Origin of the sequence: Cytobacillus firmus NBRC 15306 (genome assembly GCF_001591465.1) — a bacterium.
GTDB classification, from domain to species: Bacteria; Bacillota; Bacilli; order Bacillales; family Cytobacillaceae; genus Cytobacillus; species Cytobacillus firmus.
Genome location: NZ_BCUY01000004.1, coordinates 16,442 through 36,018 on the forward strand (window position 1 = coordinate 16,442; position 19,577 = coordinate 36,018).

Genomic DNA, 19,577 nt, shown 5'->3' on the forward strand with positions numbered 1-19,577 from the left:
GCAGATTACCCTATAAAGGACTGAAATACTTCATTTCCGAGAAATCGGCCTCGCCTTGTCAATTTAATATGCTCTTCCCCGGCAATAATTAATTTTTTTTCGGTGTGCTGTTTAATTTGATTTTCAAAGTGCACAAGCGGGTCTTTGCCAAATTTCTCTTTAAAGCGACTAATTGAGACACCTGCTTTTTTTCTCAGCCCAAGAAACATTTCCTCTTCCATCTGTTCTTCAAGGGGCACCTTATGTTCTTCAAGGATCGGAAGCTGGCCCTTTTCAATTTGCTCCATATATTTTTTCAGAGGGCCGTGGTTTGAACGGCGAAGCCCATTAACATAGCCATGCGCACCTGCCCCAAAACCGAAGTACCATTCATTATCCCAATAAGTGATGTTATGCCTGCTCTCATAGCCAGGTTTGGCAAAATTGCTGATTTCATATTGGGCAAATCCATGTTTGTCCATTTGCTCCATCAATAAGTCATACATTTCAGCTTCCACATCTTCTCCGGGTGTCGGCAGTTTCCCTCTCCTCATCAGATTATAGAATACCGTCTTGGGCTCAATGATCAGAGAATAGCCCGAATAATGAACAATATCCAATGTAAATGATGTCTCAAGTGTATCTTTAAAGTCCTGAAGTGTCTGGCCGGGAAGACTGTATATAAGATCGATGCTAATGTTATCGAAACCTACTTGTTTTGCAGCTTCAATTGACTGAAGAACATCTTTTGCCCGGTGTGACCTTCCAATTCTTTTTAAGAGTTCATCGTTGAATGTCTGGACACCAAAGCTGAGCCTGTTGACTCCGGCATCATGCAATATTTGAAGCTTTTCCTTAGAGAGATCTCCGGGATTCGCTTCAAATGTATATTCTGTGAAAGAGTCATAGGGCAGCTGACGTTTAATTGTGCTGCAGAGCTGTTCAAGCTGTTTCCCGTTCAGCGCTGTAGGTGTGCCGCCTCCGACAAAGATGGAGTCCAGGCGCGATGCTGGTGTTTCTTTCAAAGCAAGATCCATCTCTTTGTCAAGAGAGTCAAGGTATTCTTTAACCGGCTGGTTCTTCAAATACACTTTATTAAAATCACAATAATGGCAGATATGTTCACAAAAGGGAATGTGTATATAAGCTGCTTTAATCATTCATTTCACTACTTTCCATCATTCAATCAACATTCATATACAGCAGTTTCCTAAATAAAAAGAGGCTAGTGCTGTTATTATTATGACAGCATATCTAACCTCTTAAAACAAAGCAAATATTTTACTTTTTAGGGGTATTATCGTCCATCTTCAAGACGGCCATGAAAGCTTCCTGCGGAACTTCAACAGAACCAACCTGCTTCATCCGCTTTTTACCTTCTTTCTGCTTCTCCAATAATTTACGTTTACGGGAAATGTCTCCGCCGTAACATTTAGCCAATACATTTTTGCGGATGGCTTTAATGGTTGAGCGGGCTACAATTTTCTGGCCGATCGCCGCTTGAATAGGAACCTCAAACTGCTGACGGGGAATTAGCTCTTTTAACTTCTCAACGATTACTTTTCCTCTTTCATAAGCAAAATCCTTATGAACGATGAAGCTCAATGCATCTACCTTTTCTGCATTTAACAGAATATCCATCTTAACAAGTTTTGATGGCTTGTACCCAATTAATTCATAATCAAAAGAGGCATATCCTTTTGTATTGGATTTTAGCTGATCAAAGAAGTCATAAACAATTTCCGATAAAGGAATTTCATATATAATGTTTACTCTGGTTTCATCCATGTATTGCATATCAATAAAGATGCCGCGCTTTTGCTGGCAAAGTTCCATTATTGCTCCCACATAATCATTCGGAGCCATCATTGTAGCTTTTACATAAGGTTCTTCAACACGGTCAATCTTCTGAGGGTCAGGCATATTGGATGGGTTATCCACTTTAACCTCAGTGCCGTCTGTCATGATAACATCATAGATAACACTAGGTGCTGTTGTAATCAAATCTATTTTGAATTCGCGCTCAATGCGCTCCTGGATAATTTCCATGTGAAGCAATCCAAGGAAACCGCAGCGGAATCCAAATCCGAGTGCCTGTGAAGTTTCCGGTTCAAACTGAAGGGCGGAATCATTCAGCTCCAGCTTTTCAAGCGCTTCACGCAGGTCATTGAACTTGGCGCTATCAATTGGATAAAGTCCGCAATAAACCATCGGGTTCATCTTTCTGTATCCAGGAAGAGCTTCTTCAGCACCGTTTTTTGCGCTTGTAATGGTATCACCCACACGTGTATCACCAACATTTTTGATTGCAGCAGTCAAAAACCCCACGTCTCCAACTGACAATTCAGGCAATGGCGTTGATTTTGGCGTAAACACACCAACCTCTGTGACTTCAAACTCTTTTCCGGTTGCCATCATTTTAATTTTATCCCCTACTTTTACCGTACCCTCAACCACACGGATATAGGCCACTACACCGCGGTAGGCATCATAAAGGGAATCAAATATAAGAGCCTTTAATGGGGCATCCGGATCCCCTACTGGAGCAGGAACTTTTTCAACGACCTGTTCAAGAATTTCTTCTATTCCAATTCCAGCCTTTGCTGAAGCAAGTACTGCTTCAGATGCATCCAGGCCGATAACTTCTTCGATTTCATTTCGAACCCTTTCCGGATCCGCACTTGGCAGGTCGATCTTATTAATAATTGGAAGAATCTCAAGATCGTTATCCAGGGCCAGATAAACATTGGCAAGGGTTTGCGCTTCAATACCCTGAGCTGCATCCACAACCAGAATGGCTCCTTCACATGCTGCAAGGCTTCGGGATACTTCATATGTAAAATCGACGTGTCCCGGTGTATCTATTAAGTGGAAAGTGTATATCTCTCCATCTTTCGCTTTATATTTTAACTGAACGGAATTCAGCTTGATCGTAATGCCGCGCTCCCTTTCAAGATCCATGGAATCAAGGAGCTGGTCCTTCATTTCGCGTGAAGTCAGCGCATTGGTTTTTTCAAGAATTCTGTCGGCCAAAGTCGATTTACCATGGTCAATATGGGCGATGATCGAAAAATTCCTTATTTTCTCTTGCCTTTTTAGTCTCTCTTCTCTGTTCATTGTTTATTATTTCAACTCCTACTATAGAAAAGCGCAAGCGCCTAGTAACAGGCGCCTGGAGCTAAGTGTAGTTAATTTTAAAATAGTCCTTTTAGTTTATACACTATTTTTGATTATATCAGTAGGTTTGTGAAGATTCAACGCTAAGCTTTAAGCCGCTAATTTTCCCAAAAAAATAAGGCTGCCCTCCTGAGCAGCCTATTTCCCTGTTATTAAGTCTGTGATGATTGCTACCGATTTTTCTGTCAGCTCTGATATGCTTTTTCCTAAAGATGAAAAGAAATTATATGCTTTCATTTCTTCAAGCTTTTCCCTTTTCTTCTGAAGATCATGGCTTGACACATCATTCCCCAGGACAGAAGCCTGAACTTCGCCTTCATTTGTTTCATTTATGGTCAGGGCACTTTTGAAATCCCCGTCATGGAATCCCTTCATTCTGTGAATTCCTTCATTTGCCTGCTGCATTCCGAATAACACAGAGACAAACATGAGCGCTGCCAGAAAAAGAGCTTTAAGCATAAACATTTTCATTCCGCATCATCCTATTATTATTTCTTTTCTGATTCACCGCCAGTCGGTGAATTCACTTCCTCGGCCTGCCAATAATATTCACTGAACACTTCCGCGAGTGCTTCGGCCGATCGGTTTAACTCCTCAAACGTATTATCGACTCCCCCAAACTCAATGAGTATGGCATTGCCTGATAAATCCTGATTGAAGTTGCCATTTGTCCCTGCGCCTTCTTTTTTCATTATCCCCCTGCTTAATCCTTTGTACTTGACGCTCAGTCTATCATGCAGCTCTTTTGCAAATCTTAGGTTCTTTTCGTAATTCGGATTATTTCCTCCAATAATAAAAGCCAGCTTGGCATAAGACTCTCCGTTAATTTCTTTTGTAGTATCTATTTTTCTTTTTGAATCACGGTGAATATCGATTAAATAAGCCAGATCCCGATTGGAAGTGATTGCTGCCTGGACTACCTCTCTGGATTCCTGATATGAGCGTCCATATGATAAGCCCTTTTTGTTTAAATTCCCCTGAATATCCGTTTTATCCACAAAGGTGCCGATTCCTTTGCTCTCCATCTCTTCCTTAAGCTTGTCACCGATTTTAGTAATATTAATTTTTGAATGGTAGGCAGCATCAGGGTTGGTGACACCCTTCAGATATGGAAGATAGGATTCAGTATTATGTGAAAAGTATACATAGACAGGTTTTTTATCTCCTGTAGACACCGGCGGGGCATTTGATTGTTTTTTATCTCCAGATGGCTCAAGCCCTTCTGTGTTTTGCAGGGCTGCCTCCTGTTCGGCCATGAGTACTTCTAAAGGCGGAGAAGATTCTACAGGCATGTTTGTATAATCTGTTCCCTCACCTGCAACCAGGATTTTACTGTCATAAATCGAGAAAAAAGGAAGCTCCCTTCCCAGAAGACTTCTGGGATCATCCAAATTGACATTCGTGGATAGCTTAAAAATTAAATTGGCAAAGCCCGGGGGAGAACTGCTTTCAGAAACTCCTTGGAGAAATGCGTGATTTTCCCATCCGAGAAAATGATAAAGCATTTCTCCTGTCAGGCTGTTCGCTGCAGAATTTACTGAAGAAGAACTGATTCGGTATTCAGGCTTTAAGGAAGTCAATGCTCCGCTTATGGAAAATATCATAAATAGAAAAAGCAGAAATCCGCCAATAGCCTTCAGCAGGCTTGTCCCTTGGATAGTTACTACAAATCCGTTCGTTTTAAAAGGTTTCATTGTTCCACCTCTCCTTGCTAGTCTAGTAAATGTTATGACTTTGCTAGAGAAGATAGAACAGGATATTTTCTATCTTGTATAAAATCCGGCATTATCCTGATTCACTTTCTGGTGGAGCGCTGCGTTCAAACCATTGGCAATTAAGTTTGACATATCTTCAATAAATACATCCACTTCCTTTGGCGTCACCATAAGGTTGTGACCCAAAGGAGACAGAACTTCATAAATAAGCTTCCGCTTCTCTTCTTCAGGCAAGGTTCCGATCATGCCAAGGAAGGTTTTTCTATGATGCTCTTCCGGGAGGTCCTCATCTGTCAGCTTTTTCTTCTCTCCAAAAGTCATTCCTGCAGGGGCAAGGGCACGTGATGGGCGGCCGCCTTCTTTCATTTCCTTTCCGAAATGCTTCAGAATGTAGTCAATGGTATCGCTTGTGATGGACACGGCATCGACAACCGTTGGGATGCCAATCGCTATGACAGGTATCCCTAAAGTCTCTTTGCTGATTTCTTTACGTTTATTCCCTACACCAGAACCAGGGTGAATCCCTGTATCCGAAATTTGAATGGTAGAATTGACTCTTTCAATTGATCGGGAAGCAAGAGCGTCGATCGCAATGACAAAGTCGGGCTTTGTTTTTTCAACAATGCCATGAATAATGTCACTTGTTTCAATTCCCGTCAGGCCCATCACCCCTGGAGAAATAGCACTTACCGGCCGGTAGCCTTCTTCTACGCTTTCAGGCTGCAGCTGATAGAGATGTCTTGTAATAAGCAGATTTTCGCAGACTTGCGGTCCCAGTGCGTCGGGAGTGACATTCCAATTGCCCAGTCCGACAATTAAACAGGATGCATCTTCATTAATGCCCAGCTGCTTTATAAATTGGGAAAATTCACTTGCAAATACAGTCTCCACTTTATGCTGAAGCTCCGTATCCTGCTGGCGTATGCCCGTCACTTCGAGGGTCAGATATTTGCCCTCCTTTTTCCCTAATGCTTCTGCTCCTTCCTTTGTTACTTCAACAAAGGAAATTTTAATATCGTTTTCTTCTTTTTCTTTAATTATGACACCTTCAATTTGGGAAAGATTCTCCTGCCCGTGAACATTATCATTGTCCTTCTGCCTGCCGGAAATCACCATTTCCCTGGCTTCAATGGCAAGATCCGTTCGAACTGAGTACTGGCTTAAATCTATTGATTCCTTCACATGTATCCCTCACAATCTCAGCTTATTAGGCTGGAAAATAACAGACAAATTACTAAAATTCAGATATATACTATCTTTGCCTTTAAAATTTAAAAACATGCAGAAAAAGAATGAACTTCCCGATTTATCCTTCAGTAATTTTAAGTACAGAGTATTGCATTATGCCCCCGTATTTGATAAAATATCACTTGTTCTGAATTTGTTAATGAACGTGAATGTCGAGTTATAGAATCTCGATGCTTTTTCAGGAGGTGAATGGAATGCCAAACATTAAATCTGCTATCAAGCGTGTTAAAACTAGCGAAGCTCGCAACGCTCAAAACGCTACTGTTAAATCAGCAATGCGTACAGCTGTTAAGAAGGTTGATGCTGCAATCGTAAACAACGATTCTACTGCTGCAACAGCATCTTTCGCTGATGCTGCTCGTAAACTGGACAAAGCTGCTGCAAAAGGTCTTATCCACAAAAATGCTGCTGCCCGTAAAAAGTCTCGTTTAATGAAAAAAATGAACTCTTTAAATGCGTAATGTTTAAAGATATCGGCTATCTTAAGGGATAGCCTTTTATTTTACATAAAAAAGCGGTCCAAATTGCGGACCGCATTTTTATTATGGATTTTTTCTGAGTGCCTGACTTTGCAGACGAAACAGGAACATTTCAATCAGCATGGTTTTATTCATGCCTCCTGTTTTCATTTGGTAATCTGCATCAGCAAGCAAGCTTATGATCGCTGCCAGTTCTTCGTCTGCAAACAGCTGAGCCTGTCCAGCCGCCAGCTTTACCCGGAAAGGATGAATCTTTAAATAGCCGGCAATCTGCTGCTGGCCGTAGCCTCTTCTTGCAAGCTCCTTCACCTGATAAATCAATCTGAACTGTCCAGTAATAACAGATAAAATCTTAATAGGCTCTTCATTTTGCTTTAATAAATCATAATAAATTCTCAGGGCTTCTTCTATTTTGCGGTGAACCACCTTATCCACAAGGGAAAAAATGTTTTGCTCTAAAGACCGTGATACCATTTTTTCTGCCATTTGTTCATCTATCCGCTTTGTGTCATTCGCATATAGGGCTAATTTATCGATCTCGTTGGTCAGAATAAACAGGTTGGCGCCTGCCAATGTCAAAATCACCTCAACAGCCGATTCATCAATCTGCACACCGTTCAATGCTGCCCGTTCCCTGATCCAGGCTTTCAATTCACCTTCATTTAATTTCTTGGCTTCAAGGACTGCAGCCGTTTTTTTCAATTGTTTGGTTATTTTTTTCCGATCATCGAGTTTTTCTGCCGATGAGGAAAATACCACCACTGAATATGGAGCAGGCTCTTTAATATAGGCTTCAAGCTTAGCCAGGTTATGCTCCTGTTTAGCTTTCGATTTCTCTGACGTTAAAAAAACCGGGTTATGTAAAAAAATCAGTCTTCTTTCACCCATAAACGGAAATGTCTCCGCATCTTCAAGCGCTGTATCAATGGGGGTTTCCTCAAGGTCATAAGAGGATAAATTAAAATCAGCTTCATCTTCGTTTAGCACATTGCTGATCAGAAGCTGCTTCGTTTCGTTTATAAGATAAGGTTCTGTTCCGTATAATAAATAAATAGGAGCAAAACTTTTCGCTTTAATTCTGTTCCAAATATCAAAAACCAATTTCTTCTCTCCGTTCGCCATACAATATATTCACTATATATCCTAAAGAAGCAATCGCAATTTGACAAGACATAAGAAATTGGCGTCCAGATGAACGCCAATTTCCAATCTATATAGAACGCTGCATTCCTGAGGCCCGGGAAACTCAGGAAGCTGCGGTGCACCTTTGTTTTATTATGTTCCCCTTGATGTTTCGTCATATTTGTGACAACTCCTGCTAATGCAGGAAAAGGGCAGGCGAACTCTAGATTTTTTCATTTGAATGACTTATACTATATAGGAAATAGGAGGGGTAGACTGTGAACGAATTTGAAAAGAACGTCCAAAGCAAACGTAATGATGCAATCGACTCTGGTGTAGGATTCATCGTATCATTCGGTTTCTTCGCAACGTTATTTGTTATTGCAACAGTCATTAAATTTTTAGGAGCTTAATGGCTACATACAGTAATGTGTCACAATAATGCTGACACATTGAGGCTGCCTCAGCAGCCTCTTTTTTTGGACGGAATTTCGATGAAGCATTATCAAGCTGGAAGCTGGATGCTTTCTACCATATACTATGGAAGCTGCACTGAAAAGGTTCCTGAATCCCCTTTAAAAAAATAGGTAACCGCCCCTTGCATATCGGTTCTCAAAACTTTGACATTATAGTCATTCAGCCTGCTCATAACATCATTATGAGGATGCCCATACCTGTTGTTCCTGCCTGCAGAAATAACGCCAATCCGAGGCTTCACTCCAGCGAGAAATAAATCTGTTGAGGAGGTTTTGCTTCCATGATGTGCGATTTTCAATACATCAGCTCTCAACTTGGGATAAGACTTTATGAGCTGGCCTTCCCCCTGTTCCTCCAAATCTCCGGTAAACAGCCAGTTTAACCCTCCCACTTTGGCAAAAAGGACAATAGATCCATCATTTTTCCCCACGTCGTCCCCCATCTCCCCATCCAACGGGGACAAAACTTGAAAAACGGAATTTCCTATGAGCCAGCTATCTCCGGCTTTAGTGAAGACAATTTCACTTTTGTTATTTTTAGCCTGAACAATCAAATCCTTTTCAGCCTCTGAGAACTCAGCTCCCTGTGGAAACACAACAGACTTTACCTTCATTTCCCTCAGAACAGCTGATGCTCCGCCAATGTGATCCATATCCCCGTGAGTGAGAAAAAATTTATCTATTTTACTGATCCCTTTGCTTTTCAGAAAAGGCACTACTGTGTCCTTTCCTGTTTCATATGGATCGCTTCGCATCTTCCATTCCTCAGCCTCAAACATAAGCGCACCTCCTGCATCTATCAAATAATTCCCTCTCCCATACGGAAGCTTTATCAGGATGCTGTCACCCTGCCCAACATCAATAAATGTAATTTCACCAGCTGGTGTAAACACATTTACAAAAAAATGAATCACTATCGCAAGAACAGGAAGCACACCGTTCTTAATAATAGCTTTTTTGTTTTTTGACCTTTCCCAGCCGGCAAAGAATGCGGGAATGAGCAGAAGATATATAATCAGCATTATAGGGGATGGCCTGCCAAGTATAAGGGTCGAATTAGGAATGGCGGAAAGCATTTCAGCAATCCAATTAAGAAAAACGATCATTTTTTCAAATACACTAAGTAAGAAATCTGCCCTTCCCCCTGATAATAAATCAAAAATGAATAGAATTAATACCACAGGGAGGACTATGGAAGTATACAAAGGCACAAAGATCAGATTGGCAATTATGGAAATAATCGATATCTCATAAAAATGCCAAAGGAGGATCGGAATGGCTGCTATCTGGCAAATGAAAGAAACAGACAGGATACCAGCGAGAGGATGAGTAAATTTTTTGAGAATGGCAGGAGCTGAGAGAATAAGTGATAAGGCCACAGCAAAAGACAGCTGAAACCCCGCATTATAAATAATAAAAGGGGAGATAAAAAGGTAGCCGGCAAACACAATGGAGATAACATCAGCTAATTGAATAGGGGCCTTCAGCTTGTTTGCCAGTAAAACCAGAAGCATCATAAACACAGCCCGCATTACAGACGGTGCAGCCCCTGTCAGTATTGCATATACCGGCAAAACCAATATTAGGATGCTGGTCATTTTTTCTCTGGTGATCCCGGCACGTATTCCGGCAAGAAAGAACATTCCGGCAAGCATTCCTACATGAAGTCCGGATATTGCAAGCAAATGGATAATTCCGATTTTCTGATAAGCGGCAATAGTATCCTCCTCAATAAAATTCCGATCGCCGAAAACAAGTGCGATCGCCAGTGGAGCAGTCTGTTCAGGGAAATGGTCTAAAATATGATTTGTTCCCATTTCCCTTATTTTTAATATGGGTAATGTGATGCGGCTTTTATTGTAGGTGCAATCAGAGAGATTTAACTGTTCCAATTCGAGGATCCAAAAGATACTATTGTGGTTTAGGTAATCCTTGTAGCTGAAGGAATTAGGATTTGTGGATGTTGGAGGAGTCTGTAGGGTGCCATTAACCCTGCATGTCATTCCTATCCTCAGATGGTCTGAAAGGATTTTTTGTTCTGTTTTGGATTTTATCTTATACCTGGCAGCCACCTTTTCTTTTTTTTCGGTCAATTCAATTAGGACTGTGAGAAGGTCCCCATCTATCTTTACTGAATCTGACAGGGTAATTTCAAAATCACCCTCATTTCCTGTAAGACTTGTCCTGTTATATTCTTCCGCTAATTCACTCCTTATGATTAAGCCAAGGTAAATCAAAATCAGGATAGTCATGTTCTTTTTAGTCAAGATATTTCTTTTTAAGAGGAAAATGGCAAGAAGAGAAAAAATGATAGCAATTGCCGGATGAAAAAAAGATGTCAAATTTCCCAGGAGTGAGGCAGCAGCTGCATAGATCCATCTGCCTTTCATATCATTTGCTCCTTTAGTTTTTTAAAGGGAGCAGCACCTTATCATTACAGGTGCTGCTCCTTCAATGGTTTAATTTTGAAAAAGCCTGTCCTTTTTTTCTTTATAGCTTTTCATGGTATCCTGATTTTTACCGCTTTTTTCAAGCTCATTGATTAAATCTTCTATAAAATCACGTTTTTCCTGTATGCTGTCATCAAAGGATACTTTTTCAGCTGCCACATGGACAGTTTTCACTCCAGCCTTCCCAAAAAGTTCAATTCCATAAGGGTGATTTTTATAGTCCTGTGCGTAGTAAACTGTTTTAATTCCCGCCTGAATAATCGCTTTGCAGCATTGAAGGCACGGAAAATGAGTTACATATATTTCTGCATCACTTGTCGGCACCCCAAATTTTGCACATTGTAAAATCGCATTCATTTCCGCATGAATGGTCCTGACACAATGGTTATCAATAACATAGCAGCCTTCATCAACACAATGTTCACCGCCGGCAATTGATCCATTATAGCCGCCGGCAATGATTCTCTTATCCCTTACAATGGTTGCCCCGACCGCAAGCCTTGTACATGTGCTCCTCAAAGCAAGCAAATGGCTTTGTGCCATAAAATATTGGTTCCAGGAAATCCGGTCCATCTGTCTCTCCCCTTTACACAGGCATATATGCCCTGAATTCAAACATAGCTTTTTTCTCTCAATAAGTGTAAGCCTCAGGCTTGTGAAGGTCAAATGGAATGAAATTAGTTTACACTAATATGCTCTTTGAGTTTTTCGAAGGTTTTATCCCCTATCCCTGATATTAATTTCAAATCCTCAATACCTTTAAAGGGTCCATTGGTATCGCGGTGTTCAATTATCGCTGCAGCCTTTGATGGGCCAATCCCCGGCAGTGTCTGCAATTCTGTTTCATCTGCCCCGTTTAAATTCACCTTTCCGCTATCCTGCTGTCCTTTGTCCTCGAAATTTCCGGCTCCCATCTGGGTCTCTTCAAGAATTTCACCCTCTTCCGGAACATATATCACCATTTCATCTGTAATTTTGAGGGCAAAATTAATTTTAGTGCTATCCGCTTTTTCCGTCAGTCCGCCTGCTTTTTCCAGCAGGTCTATTACCCTTTCACCCTCTTCCGCTTCGTACACTCCCGGTTTTTTCACTGCGCCTTTAATATCTGCTTTCATTGCCTGTGGCCTCTGTTCAGCCTGCATTTCACCTGCTGTTTCTTTACCATCTGCTTCGTTCATTGGAATTGACTGTTCAATCTCAGGAAAAACTTCAGTTTCCTGAACGGGCGTCAAAAAATAATAGAGGAGTGCAGCCAATGCAATCGCACCTAATGCAAAGTAAAATTTATATGTTTTTATCCATTCGGTCACTATGGATTCCATCCTTTCTTTTTGGAATAAATGTTTTTTTGATACATATCGTTATATGAGAGAGCCTGCTTTTAAAGGAGGGATGCAGCATTGAAAATCGGAATCATTGGCACAGGTAATATGGGGAGAATTTTGACCGAGGCCTTCCTGGATGGAGGAGCAGTTTCCCCGGATTCCATGACGATAACCAATCGGACAGTGGCAAAAGCGATGGAAATAAAAGAAACGCATCAGGAAATTAAGGTTGTAAATAATGCAAGAGAGGCCGCCCTTCGTTCTTCGCTGATCTTTATTTGTGTAAAGCCTCATGATGTGTATAATGTTGTTCAAGATATTTTGCCGTTCCTGTCGGAAGATAAATGTGTAGTGTCCATAACCAGCCCTATTAGTGTAAAACAGCTTGAATCAATTGTGCCTTGTTCAGCAGCGAGGGCGATTCCCAGCATTACTAACCGGGCCTTATCAGGGGTGTCATTATTATCATTCGGTGAACAGTGCAGCGAACAATGGAAAGGGGAACTTAACAAACTTTTTGAAAGCATCTCCACACCTGTCTTTATAGAGGAAGCGATTACCAGGGTATCTTCGGATATTGTCAGCTGCGGACCTGCCTTTTTCAGCTACTTGACACAGCGCTTCATCAATGCGGCAGTTGCGGAAACGGAGATTGATAATGAAACAGCTACAAAGCTTGCAGGAGAAATGCTGATCGGGCTTGGGGATTTACTGAAAAAAGGTCTTTACACATTGCCTACATTGCAGGAGAAGGTGTGTGTCAAAGGAGGAATTACAGGAGAGGGAATTAAAATTCTCGAAAGCGAGCTCGGCAGTGTATTTGAACACTTATTCCATGCTACACATTCCAAGTTTGACGAAGATCTTGTCGAAGTAAAAAAACAGTATTCTCTCCATTAGCTATTCGATGCTAATGGAAATAATCCTTCAATTTTTTTAAAAAACAGCCGGAAAAAACGGCTGTTTTTTTATTAGTGACTTTTCTTTGCAATGAAAATGATTCGTTCAGCCTGGCTGCCTGGTGGTCCTTCTTCAAAATCTGCTGAAAGGTCAACAAGGTCAAAACCGCATTCCTCAAGCCAGCTTTTATATTGATCAATAGGATAAGTGCGCTGCAAGTGAAGTTCGTCATAGCGGTCATACTTTCCTGTTTCTTCATCCAGAACAAAAAATGAAAGATCATGCTCTACAGAATTAGGGTATTCGCCCTGATAGCTGTGCCAGATATATGAAATTTCCTCGTCATTTTCAGCAAATGTCTGGTTCATAAATATCTGCATAATTTTATAAATGGAATGAACATCAAAAATAAATAGACCATCATTTTTTAAATGGCTATGGACCTGCCGGAAGGTGTTCTTCACATCGGATTCTGTCTCCAGATAATTCAGAGAATCACAAAAGATGCCAATAATATCAAATTCACTAAACCCTTCGAGCTCTGCCATGTTCTGCAGGTAAAAGGGGATTTGCAGACCTTTCTGCTCCGCCTTTGACTGGGCTACAGCCAGCATATCCTCTGATAAATCGACACCGGTTACATCATAGCCCTGTTCACTTAACCTTATTGATAGCTGCCCGGTGCCGCATGCAAGATCCAGCAATCGTTTGCCGGAAACATTAAATTCTTCATGCTTTTCATTGACCAATTTAATCCAGCTGTCATAAGGAACATCTTCCATCAGCCTGTCATAGAGATAAGCGAACTTTCCGTAGCTCATTGGTTAAGAATGCCCTGAACGTTCTCGACCGGAGCATCGCCCCAGAGTCTTTCAAGATTATAGTAGCTTCTTTCATCCTTATGGAAAATATGTGCAACAACATCACCCATATCAACCAGAATCCACCTTGCTTCATCAAAGCCTTCCATTCGCTTAACCGTAAACCCGTGTTCTTCAGATTTTTCTTTCATTTCCCGAGCAATGGCCTGCACTTGTTTATCAGAGTTTCCGTGGCAAATAACAAAGTAGTCCGAAATCAGGGAAATTCCCTTCATATTAAGAACCGTTATATCTTCTGCTCGTTTATCATCCGCTGCTTTTACTGCCGTCATCAACATAGTATTTTCTTTCATTTAATCAATCCTCCTTATTCATTACAAGGTCATTATAAGTTTCGAAGGAAGCCGGAAATACAGGCTGCCCTTTTTTCATTAAAAACATGATGGTATTTTGAACAGATTTTATTAAAGCCTTGTTCAAGTTCGTCTGTGCTAAATCACGCACTTCATCAACTCCCGGAAAATGCCTTCCAGGTTCAATATAATCTGCCAGATAAATGATCTTTTCAAGAAGTGCCATTCCCGGTCTCCCAGAAGTATGATATCTTATTGCATCCAGTACCTCTTTATCATGGATTCCCGCTTCTTTCTCAGCCAAAAAAGCACCGACAGGCGCATGCCAAAGTTCACTATTGTAATCCAAAAGCTCGGCTGGCATACCTTCCTTAATGATAATTTCCCTCATTTCTTCCTTAGGGCGGAACTTAGCATAATCATGAAAAATGGCTGCCAATTCAGCTTTCTTACTATCAGCGCCATATTTCTCTGCAAGTTTAATGGCTGTTTCCATCACACCGACTGTATGAAGGTAGCGATGTTCAGTCAGCTGCTCCTTTACAATATCCAGAGCTGTTTCACGATTCATATAAATGATTCTCCTTTATATAACTCCCTATAGAATCCGGTACCAGATATCGTATAGTACCGCCTTCCTTTACACGGCTTCTGATCATACTTGAGGAGATTCCCATTTCAGGAACGTCAGCATAAAGAATCGGATACGGAGTCTGCAAATTGTAAGATGGCCGCCTTACTCCTATAAAGGTAATCAAATCAAGAAGTTTGTCAATGTTTTGCCACTTGGGCAAATATTCAACCATGTCAGCTCCAATAATAAAATAAAATTGCTTTTGAGGATAGTGTTCCTTCAAAATCCTGATCGTATCGTAGGTAAATGAAGGACCTTCCCGCTCCAGCTCAATCAACTCCAATTTAAAGCCAGGATGATTCTGCAATGCCAGTTTCAGCATTTCTATTCGATCACTGCTGCTGACATTATCTGACCTCTTTTTATGGGGAGGCTCATGGTTCGGCATAAACCATACTTCATCCAAACCATGGGAAGACATTACCTCATTTGCAATAATGAGATGGCCTAAATGAGGCGGATTAAAGGTCCCTCCAAGTATGCCTACCTTTTCCATTTACACTCCTCCATACATTCAGTTTAATTTCCCCTAAGCTTACGGCAAGTTGATTTGTTTGTTTTCTTTTGATTCTTTGTATAAAACAATTATATTTCCGATGATTTGGACAACATCAGCCTTCGCGCCTTCTGACAGCTGCTGTGCTACGGTATCTCTGTCTTCTTCACAGTTTTGAAGGACTGAAACCTTTAATAACTCACGGGCTTCCAGTGCTTCTCCTACTTGCTTAATCATGTTTTCATTAACCCCGCCCTTTCCCACTTGGAAAATAGGGTTTAAATGGTGGGCTTTTGATCGCAATAAACGCTTTTGCTTTCCTGTTAGCATAATAATCCTCCCAGCTGATTTAAAACCTTATGTCTCATTCTTTCAATGTCGGGCCCAATGCCAGTCCACATTTCAAAAGCAAGAGCCCCCTGATACACAAACATATCAATACCATTCTGAATTCCGGCGCCCTTTACGGCAGCTTCCTTTAAAAGCCTGGTTTGCAGCGGATTATAAATGATATCACTGACAAAGGCTCCAGGCTTAAGCTTATGTGCCGAAAGTGGGCTTTGGCCAATGTCCGGATGCATTCCAATTGATGTAGTCTGAACAATTAAATCGTATGTTTCCAGACTTTCCTCTGCTTTCTGCCGGTTCAGCACACGAGCAGGCACCTCAAAAGGGCAATCATTCAAAATCTGTTCTGCCCTTTCTGGAGTCCGGTTGCAAATATCCAGAAGCTCCGGGGCTTCTTTAGCAATTGTAAAATAAATGGCCCTCGCAGCTCCGCCTGCCCCCACTATAAGCACCTTTTTGTCTTTAATTGATTGTTTTTGGTTCAGCAGGCCTTTTACAAACCCGCTTCCATCCGTGTTATAGCCTATTAGCTTACCATCCTGATTGATCACTGTATTAACTGCCCCAATTGCCTCCGCCAGAGGATCCAGATCATCTAAAAGAGGGATGATAGCCTCCTTATGGGGGACTGTAACATTAAATCCCGCAATGCCGATTGCCCTGAATCCTTTAATAGCTTCGTTCAGATTCTCCCTGGATATATGGAATGGCTGATAATGGGCATCAATATTGTAAATCTTAAATAAATCATTGTGCATAGCGGGGGACATTGAATGGGAAATTGGATCCCCAATCACTCCAAACAGCTTTTTCAAAAATCCTCACCCCTTTTGAAAAGCGTAAGCAAATGCAAATACACAGCCTAAATTAATGACTTCCTTATCATGGCATGGACACCTTTAGGAACATATGCAGCTACTTTTGCCCCGCCCTCATTTACCGTAATCCAGCCAAGTCCTGAAAACACTATATCTGTTTTCGGTTCTTTAATTGTGAATTCATGTTTCACAAGCTCCGGGAAGGTTTCCATCTGCTCTTTTCTTGGCGGTGTGAGCATCTCTCCCGCATGATTCTCGTATAGCTCATCCGCCTTTTCTGTTTTTGTGCGGTGAATAGTTAATTCATTGGAGAAATGGCAAACAAATGACCGCCGGCCGCCAGCAATGTAATCAAACCTGGCCAGTCCGCCAAAAAACAGAGTCTGCTCTTCATTCAGCTGGTAAACCTTAGGCTTAATCTCCTTTTTAGGTGTTATCACCTTTAAATCCCTTTTATCTACATAATGGGCCATCTGATGATGGTTAATTATACCTGGTGTATCCACTAAAGCCTTTCCGTCAGATAGAGGTATCTCGATAATATCAAGAGTCGTCCCTGGGAAGTGGGAAGTAGTGATGACATCTCCCTCACCTGTTACTTCTTTTAAAATACGATTGATGAAAGTGGATTTACCTACATTAGTACATCCTACTACATAAACGTCTTTTCCTTCCCGATAATGATCGATGGCTGCTGCAATTTCATTAATGGAGTACCCTTTTGCCGCACTAGCCAGATAAACCTCTTCCGGTTTCAGCCCCAGCTGTTTTGATTCCTGCTTCATCCAGTTAATCAGCTTGTTTGTCTTCACGGACTTTGGAAGCAGGTCAACTTTGTTTCCAACAAGCAGGATTTTATTGCTGCCCACAAAACGGTGAAGACCTGGAAGCCAGCTGCCGTTAAAATCAAAAATGTCCACAATCTTCACAATTAGTGCATCACTTTGTCCAATTTCATTCAGGATCTTCAGAAAATCATCATCAGTCAAGCTTACATCCTGAACTTCATTATAATGCTTCAGCCTGAAACAGCGCTGGCAAATAATTGTTTCCTTCTGCAGAGCTGATTGAGGAGCATAACCCAACTCATCAGGGTTATCTGCCTGAACTTTTACTCCACAGCCTACGCAAACAAATTGTTCTTCACTCACTTTTTAATCCTCCCACTGAATCATTCCTTTTTTTCTGAACCAATTTAAAATCCGTCTCTCCACCAGACGGTTAAATTTCGTAACAAACCCGTCAGTTTGAGCTACAGGTACGACCAAAATAGTATGGAAACCGCTTCTGTTTCCTCCCAGCACGTCAGTCAGCAATTGGTCTCCAATCACTACTGTTTCTTCTTTTCTCAGTCCCATTTCGGATAGAGCTCTCCGGAAAGCCCTGCCCATTGGCTTTCTAGCCTGATAAATAAACGGAATATCAAGGGGATCGGAAAAAGCCTTTACACGATTTTCATTATTATTAGACACAATGGTAACCTTGATGTTGCTTTGCTTCATTTCTTCAAACCAGCTAATCAGCTTCGGTGTTGCATTCGGCCTGTCCCATTCAACTAAAGTGTTATCCAGGTCCGTGATTATCCCTTTAACTCCTTTTTCCTGTAAACTGTGTGGAGTTATTTCAAAAATGCTTTTAACATGCTGATTAGGCAAAAATTGCTTTAACACTATATTTACACCTCAATCATTTATTCATATTGTCCGGCAAAAATGTTTCTACTGCCCTCAACTAGTTCCCCGTCTTTAATGACAATTAGGGTCTGCAGCCTTTCACTGGATAAAACACCGATTTCATCATACCCAATTTCACCCGCTCTTTCAAAATAAAGAATGACGGATACAATCAGGCAGTTCTATTTTATACGGTTCCACAAAATGGGGAAAGACACTCAAAACTCAGTAAATTTCCACGGAATAGTTGTTATTCACCCTTAAAATAAAAATTTTTCGACAAAAATCAACTGCTACTCACACCTGTGGATAACTTTATGCACATAATCCAATATGATTTTAATACTTTTTCCCTTTTTATAAACAACATAATCACAGGTTATCCACGGTTTCCTGTGGATAAGAGAACAGTTGTTCTAATCGTTTTAATTTGCTAGAGTAAGGGTACAACATAAAATCTTACATTATATGTATAAAATAATTCTTTTAGAACTGAAATATCAAGGACCTGGAGGTGGGACAGGAATGCGTAAACTGTCAGATGAATTATTAATCGAATCCTATTATAAAGCAAAGGAACTGCAGCTAAGCAAAGACTTCATCCGTTTAATTGAAACAGAAATCCACCGTCGTTCACTATCAAACAGAATAAAAGTTACATCCTAAAAATGGACAAGCCCTGAATAGGGCTTTTTTTATTCTCCATATTTAAAACCGCAACAATTGGCCTGCACAATCACAATAAAGTTCCAATCCGCTCTCCTACTTTAATATGAGCAGGAGTCTTAATTGATTTTTCAAGCTGGAATTTCCCCTTCTCAAATAAGAGAATGACGGTAGAGCCAAATGTAAAATAGGCCATTTCCTTTCCTTTTTCAAGCTGGTCCCCTTCATGGGTAAGTTCGATGGAATTTACAAACATAGCGCCCACCTTCACAATTGCGATTGCTGAATCACCATGCTTTACTTCAGTTATGCTCCGGAAATTTTTAGAAAGCGTTTCTCTTCCATATTTTAAACCCCATTTGTTAACCGGAAAAGATTTTAACCCCAGAATCCATTGATCTGCTACTTTTCCAGTGACCGGGCTGTGTATCCTGTGGTAGTGGCTCGGACTTAAATAAAAGACCATGTAAGTGCCGCCTGCATATTTCCCTGCTTTATTTGCACCAAGCATCTCAGAGATGGAATAGTCCTTCCCTTTTACTGTAATTATACGATCCTCCCGGATATCCCCAATATCTTCGATTACAGCATCTACAGGACTTACTGCTGAATCAGGGTTCTCATCGGTTACTCGTACCCCTTCCTTCAGCTTTCTAATGAAAAACTCATGAAGTGTTGGATATTCATGCAGTTTTTTTTCCATTTCACTCTCATTAATATTATAAATTCTTGAAAATGATGGAATGACCCTCCTGCTTAAACTTGATTGTGCAAATTTCTGAAGTATACCGGATGTCCATCTTCCATTTGTCAATTCAATCAGCAGTCGATATACAGGTTTTAACAATGGAAATGCCCCCTAACTAAATATGTTCTTTACGAACAGGCATAAAAAGC

The 19,577-nt window shown here is 41.0% G+C and carries 22 protein-coding genes; 4 read left to right on the top strand and 18 right to left on the bottom strand.

Going from position 1 to position 19,577, the window contains the following annotated elements:
• Window positions 1-5 precede the first annotated feature (5 nt).
• The 5 genes from hemW to gpr form a co-directional block, all read right to left on the bottom strand.
• Window positions 6-1,139, bottom strand: coding sequence for a radical SAM family heme chaperone HemW (gene hemW, locus BFI01S_RS01905; protein WP_061791095.1), 1,134 nt, complete (start codon window positions 1,137-1,139; stop codon window positions 6-8).
• 121 nt (window positions 1,140-1,260) lie between these two features.
• Window positions 1,261-3,096 (bottom strand): translation elongation factor 4, encoded by a 1,836-nt coding sequence (gene lepA, locus BFI01S_RS01910; RefSeq protein ID WP_061791096.1) that lies wholly within the window; start codon window positions 3,094-3,096, stop codon window positions 1,261-1,263.
• A 198-nt stretch (window positions 3,097-3,294) separates the two neighbouring features.
• Window positions 3,295-3,627 carry a YqxA family protein gene (locus tag BFI01S_RS01915; protein WP_061791097.1) on the bottom strand — a complete coding sequence of 111 codons (333 nt, stop codon included), beginning with the start codon at window positions 3,625-3,627 and terminating at the stop codon, window positions 3,295-3,297.
• Between the two features lie 17 nt (window positions 3,628-3,644).
• On the bottom strand, window positions 3,645-4,850 hold the full coding sequence (gene spoIIP, locus BFI01S_RS01920; RefSeq protein WP_061791098.1) for a stage II sporulation protein P: 1,206 nt from the start codon (window positions 4,848-4,850) through the stop codon (window positions 3,645-3,647).
• Window positions 4,851-4,919: 69 nt separating this feature from the next.
• Complete coding sequence (gpr, locus tag BFI01S_RS01925; protein WP_061791099.1) at window positions 4,920-6,053, bottom strand: GPR endopeptidase; 1,134 nt, start codon at window positions 6,051-6,053, stop codon at window positions 4,920-4,922.
• Window positions 6,054-6,313: 260 nt separating this feature from the next.
• Here gpr and rpsT point away from each other — a divergent pair, with 260 nt between their 5' ends.
• Complete coding sequence (gene rpsT / locus BFI01S_RS01930) at window positions 6,314-6,580, top strand: 30S ribosomal protein S20 (RefSeq protein WP_061791100.1); 267 nt, start codon at window positions 6,314-6,316, stop codon at window positions 6,578-6,580.
• A gap of 81 nt (window positions 6,581-6,661) precedes the next feature.
• Here rpsT and holA read toward each other — a convergent pair whose 3' ends face one another.
• Window positions 6,662-7,699 carry a DNA polymerase III subunit delta gene (gene holA / locus BFI01S_RS01935; protein WP_061791101.1) on the bottom strand — a complete coding sequence of 346 codons (1,038 nt, stop codon included), beginning with the start codon at window positions 7,697-7,699 and terminating at the stop codon, window positions 6,662-6,664.
• Window positions 7,700-7,998: 299 nt separating this feature from the next.
• Between holA and BFI01S_RS22170 the strand changes: the two genes are divergently transcribed.
• Window positions 7,999-8,133, top strand: a complete 135-nt coding sequence (locus BFI01S_RS22170) for a YqzM family protein (RefSeq protein ID WP_019382872.1) — start codon at window positions 7,999-8,001, stop codon at window positions 8,131-8,133.
• A 125-nt stretch (window positions 8,134-8,258) separates the two neighbouring features.
• On the opposite strand, the gene BFI01S_RS01940 is transcribed toward BFI01S_RS22170, so the two are convergent.
• From BFI01S_RS01940 to BFI01S_RS01950, 3 genes are all read right to left on the bottom strand, one after another.
• A complete protein-coding gene (locus BFI01S_RS01940) occupies window positions 8,259-10,586 on the bottom strand; it encodes a DNA internalization-related competence protein ComEC/Rec2 (RefSeq protein WP_061791102.1) in 2,328 nt (775 codons plus the stop codon).
• A 69-nt stretch (window positions 10,587-10,655) separates the two neighbouring features.
• Window positions 10,656-11,219 (bottom strand): ComE operon protein 2, encoded by a 564-nt coding sequence (locus BFI01S_RS01945; RefSeq protein ID WP_061791103.1) that lies wholly within the window; start codon window positions 11,217-11,219, stop codon window positions 10,656-10,658.
• Between the two features lie 104 nt (window positions 11,220-11,323).
• Window positions 11,324-11,956, bottom strand: coding sequence for a helix-hairpin-helix domain-containing protein (locus tag BFI01S_RS01950; protein WP_061791104.1), 633 nt, complete (start codon window positions 11,954-11,956; stop codon window positions 11,324-11,326).
• A 90-nt stretch (window positions 11,957-12,046) separates the two neighbouring features.
• Here BFI01S_RS01950 and comER point away from each other — a divergent pair, with 90 nt between their 5' ends.
• On the top strand, window positions 12,047-12,871 hold the full coding sequence (comER, locus tag BFI01S_RS01955) for a late competence protein ComER (RefSeq protein ID WP_061791105.1): 825 nt from the start codon (window positions 12,047-12,049) through the stop codon (window positions 12,869-12,871).
• 71 nt (window positions 12,872-12,942) lie between these two features.
• On the opposite strand, the gene BFI01S_RS01960 is transcribed toward comER, so the two are convergent.
• From BFI01S_RS01960 to BFI01S_RS01995, 8 genes are read right to left on the bottom strand one after another with little or no spacing between them, the layout of a single operon-like run.
• On the bottom strand, window positions 12,943-13,692 hold the full coding sequence (locus BFI01S_RS01960; protein ID WP_061791106.1) for a class I SAM-dependent DNA methyltransferase: 750 nt from the start codon (window positions 13,690-13,692) through the stop codon (window positions 12,943-12,945).
• Entirely contained in the window at window positions 13,689-14,045 is a 357-nt protein-coding gene (gene rsfS, locus BFI01S_RS01965) for a ribosome silencing factor (RefSeq protein ID WP_061791107.1), read from the bottom strand. The genes BFI01S_RS01960 and rsfS overlap by 4 nt, the downstream gene beginning before the upstream one ends.
• Before the next feature lie 4 nt (window positions 14,046-14,049).
• Window positions 14,050-14,616, bottom strand: a complete 567-nt coding sequence (gene yqeK / locus BFI01S_RS01970; protein WP_048010313.1) for a bis(5'-nucleosyl)-tetraphosphatase (symmetrical) YqeK — start codon at window positions 14,614-14,616, stop codon at window positions 14,050-14,052.
• Window positions 14,606-15,175: a nicotinate-nucleotide adenylyltransferase gene (locus BFI01S_RS01975; RefSeq protein WP_061791108.1), complete on the bottom strand. Its 570-nt coding sequence runs from the start codon at window positions 15,173-15,175 to the stop codon at window positions 14,606-14,608. Before BFI01S_RS01975 ends, yqeK begins: the two co-directional genes overlap by 11 nt.
• Window positions 15,176-15,214: 39 nt before the next feature.
• Entirely contained in the window at window positions 15,215-15,505 is a 291-nt protein-coding gene (yhbY, locus tag BFI01S_RS01980; RefSeq protein ID WP_061791109.1) for a ribosome assembly RNA-binding protein YhbY, read from the bottom strand.
• A complete protein-coding gene (gene aroE / locus BFI01S_RS01985; RefSeq protein ID WP_061791110.1) occupies window positions 15,499-16,338 on the bottom strand; it encodes a shikimate dehydrogenase in 840 nt (279 codons plus the stop codon). Before aroE ends, yhbY begins: the two co-directional genes overlap by 7 nt.
• A gap of 47 nt (window positions 16,339-16,385) precedes the next feature.
• On the bottom strand, window positions 16,386-17,492 hold the full coding sequence (yqeH, locus tag BFI01S_RS01990) for a ribosome biogenesis GTPase YqeH (RefSeq protein WP_061791111.1): 1,107 nt from the start codon (window positions 17,490-17,492) through the stop codon (window positions 16,386-16,388).
• Between the two features lie 3 nt (window positions 17,493-17,495).
• On the bottom strand, window positions 17,496-18,011 hold the full coding sequence (locus tag BFI01S_RS01995; protein ID WP_061791112.1) for a YqeG family HAD IIIA-type phosphatase: 516 nt from the start codon (window positions 18,009-18,011) through the stop codon (window positions 17,496-17,498).
• 528 nt (window positions 18,012-18,539) lie between these two features.
• On the opposite strand from BFI01S_RS01995, the gene BFI01S_RS02000 reads away from it, so the two are divergent.
• A complete protein-coding gene (locus BFI01S_RS02000) occupies window positions 18,540-18,680 on the top strand; it encodes a sporulation histidine kinase inhibitor Sda (protein ID WP_035331211.1) in 141 nt (46 codons plus the stop codon).
• Between the two features lie 70 nt (window positions 18,681-18,750).
• Here BFI01S_RS02000 and BFI01S_RS02005 read toward each other — a convergent pair whose 3' ends face one another.
• Window positions 18,751-19,527 (bottom strand): phosphatidylserine decarboxylase, encoded by a 777-nt coding sequence (locus tag BFI01S_RS02005; RefSeq protein WP_061791113.1) that lies wholly within the window; start codon window positions 19,525-19,527, stop codon window positions 18,751-18,753.
• Between the last annotated feature and the right edge of the window lie 50 nt (window positions 19,528-19,577).